The sequence below is a fragment of the Mesorhizobium sp. M2C.T.Ca.TU.002.02.1.1 genome (assembly GCF_003997225.1).
Genome location: NZ_RZTO01000355.1, coordinates 1 through 5,972, shown reverse-complemented (window position 1 = coordinate 5,972; position 5,972 = coordinate 1). Strand labels below are relative to the sequence as shown.

General features: G+C 64.0%; 5 protein-coding genes and 1 pseudogene. All 6 read left to right on the top strand.

The window, feature by feature from the left end:
* Positions 1–111: pseudogene (locus EOD07_RS39220) on the top strand (DNA-binding protein); the annotation flags it as partial.
* Positions 108–2,687, top strand: a complete 2,580-nt coding sequence (gene infB / locus EOD07_RS19045; protein WP_127236571.1) for a translation initiation factor IF-2 — start codon at positions 108–110, stop codon at positions 2,685–2,687. The pseudogene EOD07_RS39220 and the gene infB, both read left to right, overlap by 4 nt.
* A 123-nt stretch (positions 2,688–2,810) precedes the next feature.
* Positions 2,811–3,227, top strand: a complete 417-nt coding sequence (gene rbfA / locus EOD07_RS19040; protein WP_041007483.1) for a 30S ribosome-binding factor RbfA — start codon at positions 2,811–2,813, stop codon at positions 3,225–3,227.
* On the top strand, positions 3,228–4,187 hold the full coding sequence (gene truB, locus EOD07_RS19035) for a tRNA pseudouridine(55) synthase TruB (protein WP_127236570.1): 960 nt from the start codon (positions 3,228–3,230) through the stop codon (positions 4,185–4,187). It abuts the gene before it with no gap.
* Between the two features lie 106 nt (positions 4,188–4,293).
* Entirely contained in the window at positions 4,294–5,388 is a 1,095-nt protein-coding gene (gene corA / locus EOD07_RS19030) for a magnesium/cobalt transporter CorA (protein WP_127236569.1), read from the top strand.
* A gap of 253 nt (positions 5,389–5,641) precedes the next feature.
* On the top strand, positions 5,642–5,972 hold a 331-nt coding region (gene rpsO, locus EOD07_RS19025; RefSeq protein ID WP_348627774.1), incomplete at its 3' end, for a 30S ribosomal protein S15.

The following is a 5,972-nucleotide window of genomic DNA, read 5'->3' as shown; positions in this document are numbered from 1 at the left end:
GTTGAGAAGCGCGTTGTTGCGCTCGACCGATATCGGGGCGGTACCCCGAACGATCTGGCAATGCTTGCGGCCGTTGCTGACGGAGATGATGCCGCAGAGGATATGGAATGAGCGATACGAAATCGGGCGACGACAAGACGTTGAGCGTTACGCCGAAGAAGACCTTGACGCTGAAGCGCCCCGGCCTTGAGCAGGGCACCGTGCGCCAGAATTTCTCGCACGGCCGCACCAAGTCGGTCGTCGTGGAGACCAAGAAGCGCAAGTTCTCGCTGCCGGGCGACAAGCCGGAGCCGGCGGCGCCGTCTGTCTTCACGCCGAAGCCCGCCGCCGCTCCCGTCGCCGCCGCGCCTGCCGTGCAGGAAGCGCCCAAGGCGCCGCCCCCGCAGCCGGAGCGTTCCGGCATGGTTCTGAACGAACTCTCGCGCGGCGAGATGGAAGCGCGCCGCAGGGCGCTGGAAGGCTCCAAGGCCCGCGAGGCCGAGGATCGCCTGCGCGCTCAGGAAGATGCCAAGCGCCGCGCCGAGGAAGAGGAACGCCGCAAGCGCGAGCGTGACGAATCCGCGCGCCGTCAGGCCGAGGAGGAAGCGCGCCTGCAGGCCGAGGCCGAGTCGCGGCGCCGTGCCGAGGAAGAGGCTCGCCGGCGCGCGCCGCAGGCTGCCGACGTCGCGACGGCCGATGACGAGGAAGAGGCAAAGCCAAGGCGCACGGGTGCCGGTGCTGGAGCCAGCGCGCCGCCGCGCCGTCTTGCGACGCCCGAAGTGGCTCGCCCGGCCAAGCCGACCAAGGGCGAGGAAGATCGCCGCCGCGGCAAGCTGACGCTGAACTCGGCGCTGTCGGATGACGACGCGCGCGGCCGCTCGCTGTCGTCGATGCGTCGCCGCCAGGAAAAATTCAAACGCGCGCTGCACAATGAGCCGCGCGAGAAAGTCATGCGCGAAGTGATCCTGCCCGAAACCATCACTATCCAGGAGTTGGCGCAGCGCATGTCCGAGCGCGCCGTGGACGTGGTCAAGTTCTTCATGAAGCAGGGCCAGATCCTGAAGCCGGGCGACGTCATCGACGCCGACACGGCCGAGTTGGTGGCTTCCGAATTCGGCCACACCGTCCGCCGGGTCGCCGAGTCCGACATCGAGGAAGGCCTGTTCAACATCGCCGACCGCCCGGAAGACCTGGTGTCGCGTCCGCCGGTCGTGACCATCATGGGCCATGTCGATCACGGCAAGACCTCGCTGCTCGACGCCATCCGCAACGCCAATGTCGTCTCCGGCGAGGCCGGCGGCATCACCCAGCATATCGGTGCCTACCAGATCGAGAAGAACGGTCAGAAGATCACCTTCATCGACACGCCCGGCCACGCCGCCTTCACGGCCATGCGCGCCCGCGGCGCCCAGGTCACCGACATCGCGGTGCTGGTGGTGGCGGCCGACGACAGCGTGATGCCGCAGACGATCGAATCGATCAATCACGCCAAGGCCGCCGGCGTGCCGATCATCGTGGCCATCAACAAGATCGACAAGCGCGACGCCGACCCGCAGAAGGTACGGACCGAGCTGCTGCGCCACGAAGTGTTCGTGGAATCGATGGGCGGCGAGGTGCTGGACGTCGAGGTTTCGGCGACCAAGGGCACCAATCTCGACAAGCTCTTGGAAGCGATCCTGCTGCAGGCCGAAGTCCTCGACCTCAAGGCCAACCCGGACCGCACCGCCGAAGGCGCTGTCATCGAGGCGCAGTTGGACAAGGGCCGTGGCCCCGTCGCCACCGTGCTGGTGCAGACCGGCACGCTGATGCCGGGCGACATCATCGTCGCCGGTAACGAATGGGGCCGTGTGCGTGCGCTGGTCAACGATCGCGGCGAGCATGTGCCGGAAGCGCCGCCGGCAATGCCGGTCGAGGTGCTTGGCCTCCAGGGCACGCCCCAGGCGGGCGACCGCTTCGCCGTCGTCAACAACGAGGCGCGCGCCCGCGAGATCACCGAATACCGTCAGCGCCTGGCCCGCGACAAGGCGGTGGCCAGGCATGCCGGCCAGCGCGGCTCGCTCGAGCAGATGATGTCGCAGTTGCAGACGAGCGGGCTGAAAGAATTCCCGCTGGTCATCAAGGGCGACGTGCAGGGCTCGATCGAGGCGATCAATGCCGCCCTTGAAAAGCTCGGCAATGACGAGGTCAGGGTGCGCATCGTGCATTCGGGCGCCGGCGGCATCACCGAAAGCGACGTTTCGCTGGCCGAGACGTCCGGAGCGGCGATCATCGGCTTCAACGTCCGCGCCAACGCGCAGGCGCGCACCGCGGCGACCGCCGCGGGCATCGAGATCCGCTACTACTCGATCATCTACAACCTCGTCGATGACGTGAAGGCGGCCCTTTCGGGCATGCTTTCGCCGGAACGGCGCGAGACCTTCATCGGCAATGCCGAGATCCTCGAGATCTTCGACATCTCGAAGGTCGGCAAGATCGCCGGCTGCCGCGTCACCGAAGGCAAGGTCGAGCGTGGTGCGGGCGTGCGCCTGATCCGCGACAACGTCGTCGTCCACGAAGGCACGCTGAAGACGCTCAAGCGCTTCAAGGATGAGGTTTCGGAAGTGCCGGCCGGCCAGGAATGCGGCATGGCCTTCCAGAACTACGAGGACATGCGCGCCGGCGACGTCATCGAGTGCTTCCGCGTCGAGATGGTGAGCAGGACACTCTAAATTCAGGTATACTTGCCGGAATGAAACGGGCGGCGGCCGCAAGGCTGCCGCCCATACCCCTTGTGCATTTGAGACATGTCGCGCGGTCCCATCCCGCGCTCCACGATTTCAGGACCGAAGAAAATGTCCCGTTCGACACAATCAGGCCCCTCCCAGCGCATGCTGCGCGTCGGCGAGCAGGTGCGCCACGCCCTTTCCGAGACCTTGCAGCGCGGCGAGGTCATCGATCCGGTGATCGAAAACAGCGTCGTCTCGGTTTCCGAGGTGCGCATGTCGCCCGACCTCAAGATCGCCACGGCCTTCGTCTCGCCGCTTGGCGCGGGAGACGACAACGCCGTGGTCGAGGCGCTCAACAGGCATGCGAAATTCATCCGCGGCCGTGTTTCGGGCGCGTTGAGGCAGATGAAGTACATGCCGGAGTTCCGCTTCCGGCTCGACACCTCCTTCGACAATTTCGCCAAGATCAATGAACTGCTGAAATCGCCCGAAGTCGCGCGCGATCTCGGTGACGGCAAGAACAACGACAAGGACGAGGACTAGGTGGCGCGTCGCGGCAAGAAGAAGGGGCGGCCGGTCTCCGGCTGGGTGGTGCTGGACAAGCCGGTGGGCATGGGCTCGACCGAGGCCGTCTCCAAGATCAAATGGCTGTTCCAGGCCGAGAAGGCCGGTCACGCCGGCACGCTCGATCCGCTCGCCTCCGGCATGCTGCCGATCGCGCTCGGCGAGGCGACCAAGACCGTTCCTTACGTGCAGGACGGCGCCAAGGTCTACCGGTTCACCGTCGCCTGGGGCGAGGAGCGCTCGACCGACGACCTCGAAGGCCCTGTGACCAACAGCTCCAATCGCCGCCCGGCCGAAGCCGAGGTGAGAGCGCTGCTGCCGAAATACACCGGCGTCATCATGCAGACGCCGCCGCAATTCTCGGCCATCAAGATCGCCGGCGAGCGCGCCTACGACCTCGCCCGCGACGGCGAGACGGTCGAGATACCCGCGCGGGAAATTGAAATCGGCCGTTTGGATATTATCGAGCACAATGCCGACAAAACCGTCTTCGAGGTCGAATGCGGCAAAGGCACCTATGTGCGCTCGCTGGCCCGCGACATGGGTCGCGACCTCGGCTGCTTCGGCCATATCGCTGAATTGCGCCGCATCGAGGTCGAGCCGTTCACGCCGGAGGATTTCGTCACGGTCGCCGAGCTGGAAGCAGCCCGCTTTGGCGATAAGACAGAAGCGGGCCCGGACGAAGCCGCGGCCCCGATCGACTTCAGCACCATCGACGCGTTGCTGGTCGAAACGGCGGCGGCGCTCGACTGCCTGCCGCAGATCGCCGTCAGCGACGACGCGGCAACGAAGATCCGCCTCGGCAATCCCGTCATCATTCGCGGCCGCGATGCGCCGGTCGAGGCCGAGGAAGCTTGCGCCACCGCGCGTGGCAAGCTCGTCGCCATCGGCGCCATCGAGCAAGGCATGTTCAAGCCCAAGCGGGTCTTTGTCGGGTGATTCCGGTACAGGTCTTCGTTATTTGTGCAATTCCGGACGGAAACCGCTGCACACTTCTCCTGGAATCGCTCTAATCTTCAGCTGAGCGTGAGAGCCCAGAGAACTCATGGCAAAGGCTGACACTGGCAAGAAGCGGGCGCCGCTGAGAACCCGTCGGCCTCCGGTCGGGGCGTCGCCCGGCACGCTTATCGCCGATCCGACGGCGCGGCGCAGCGAGCTTCGGCTGACGTTGATCTCGCCCCAGAAATACGAAACCATCGACAATGCCTCGATCGACGATCTCAACACTCATTGCGAGAAATGGCCTGTCGTCTGGCTGGACTGCACGGGGCTCGCCAACATCCCGCTGATCGAGGAGATCGGCCGCGTCTTCAACCTGCACCCGTTGGCGCTGGAGGATGCCGTCAACACCGGACAGCGGCCCAAGGTGGATTTCTTCGAGGATCATGCCTTCGTCGTCATGCGCATGATCGACGATGTCACCTCGCACCGCTACGAGCAGATCTCGCTGTTCTTCGGCGGCAATTTCGTCGTCACGTTCCAGGAGCGGGAAGGCGATCCGTTCGATCCGGTGCGCAAACGCATTGCCGGCGCGCTGCCCAATCGGCTTCGCTCGCGGCAAGCCGATTATCTCGCCTACGCGCTGATCGATGCGATCGTCGACAGCTATTTCCCGCCCATCGAGGCGGCGAGCGAAACGGTCGACGGCATCGAGGACGAGATGCTGAACAAGCCGCACAAGCATCAGATGCGCCAGCTGCATGGACTGAGGCGCGACGCCAACGTGCTGAAAGGCGTTCTGTGGCCGATGCGCGACGCGCTGGCGACGCTGATCCGCAACGACGTGCCCTTCGTGAAGGCCGAGACCAAGATCTTCTTCAACGACACGCTCGATCATTCGCTGCGCCTGATCGAGCTGGTCGAGAACCAGCGCGACATGCTCACCGGCCTGATCGAGATGCATGTCTCTCTCACTCAGGCCCGCACCAACGACGTCATTTCCTATCTGACCATCGTCTCGGTGATCTTCATGCCGCTGACCTTCCTGGTCGGCGTCTGGGGCATGAATTTCGATCCGGAAAGCTCGCCCTGGAACATGCCCGAGCTGAAAGCCTATTACGGCTATCCCGCCTCGCTCATGTTCATGGCGATCGTTGCGGTCGGTCTGATTGCGTTCTTCAAATGGAAGAAGTGGCTTTAGCCTTTGAATTCTCCTAAAGCGCGCCGCGATCTTTCAGGTTCGCTCCCTGCGCCTTAGGCTTTTGATTTTGCGCATGTCTTTGCCCCGAAGCCGTTCCCGCTTTCGGGAGACATGCTTTGGTTTTCGCAACCAGAACCTGCGACAAGCCGGCTTGACAATTGGGCTGGTGTTTTTCCCGGAATTGCACTATATGCGCCGCAGCTTCGCGCCCTGACGCGTCGCTTGCACTGGCCCCTGCTGGACGACATCCCGGCTGTGGGCGTCCCGTTTCCTCCAACAGATAAGGAAAAGCACGATGTCGATCACTGCCGATCGCAAGAAGGAATTGATGACTGAATTCGCGACCGCCAAGGGCGATACCGGATCTCCGGAAGTCCAGGTTGCCATCCTTTCCGAGCGCATCAAGAACCTGACCGAGCACTTCAAGGATCACAAGAAGGATAACCATTCCCGCCGTGGTCTGCTTGCCCTGGTCTCCCAGCGCCGCAGCCTGCTTGACTATCTCAAGCGCAAGGATGACGCGCGCTACCAGACGCAGACCGAGCTTGTCGATCAGCGTCTGGTAGCGCGCGTCATCCTTGCGC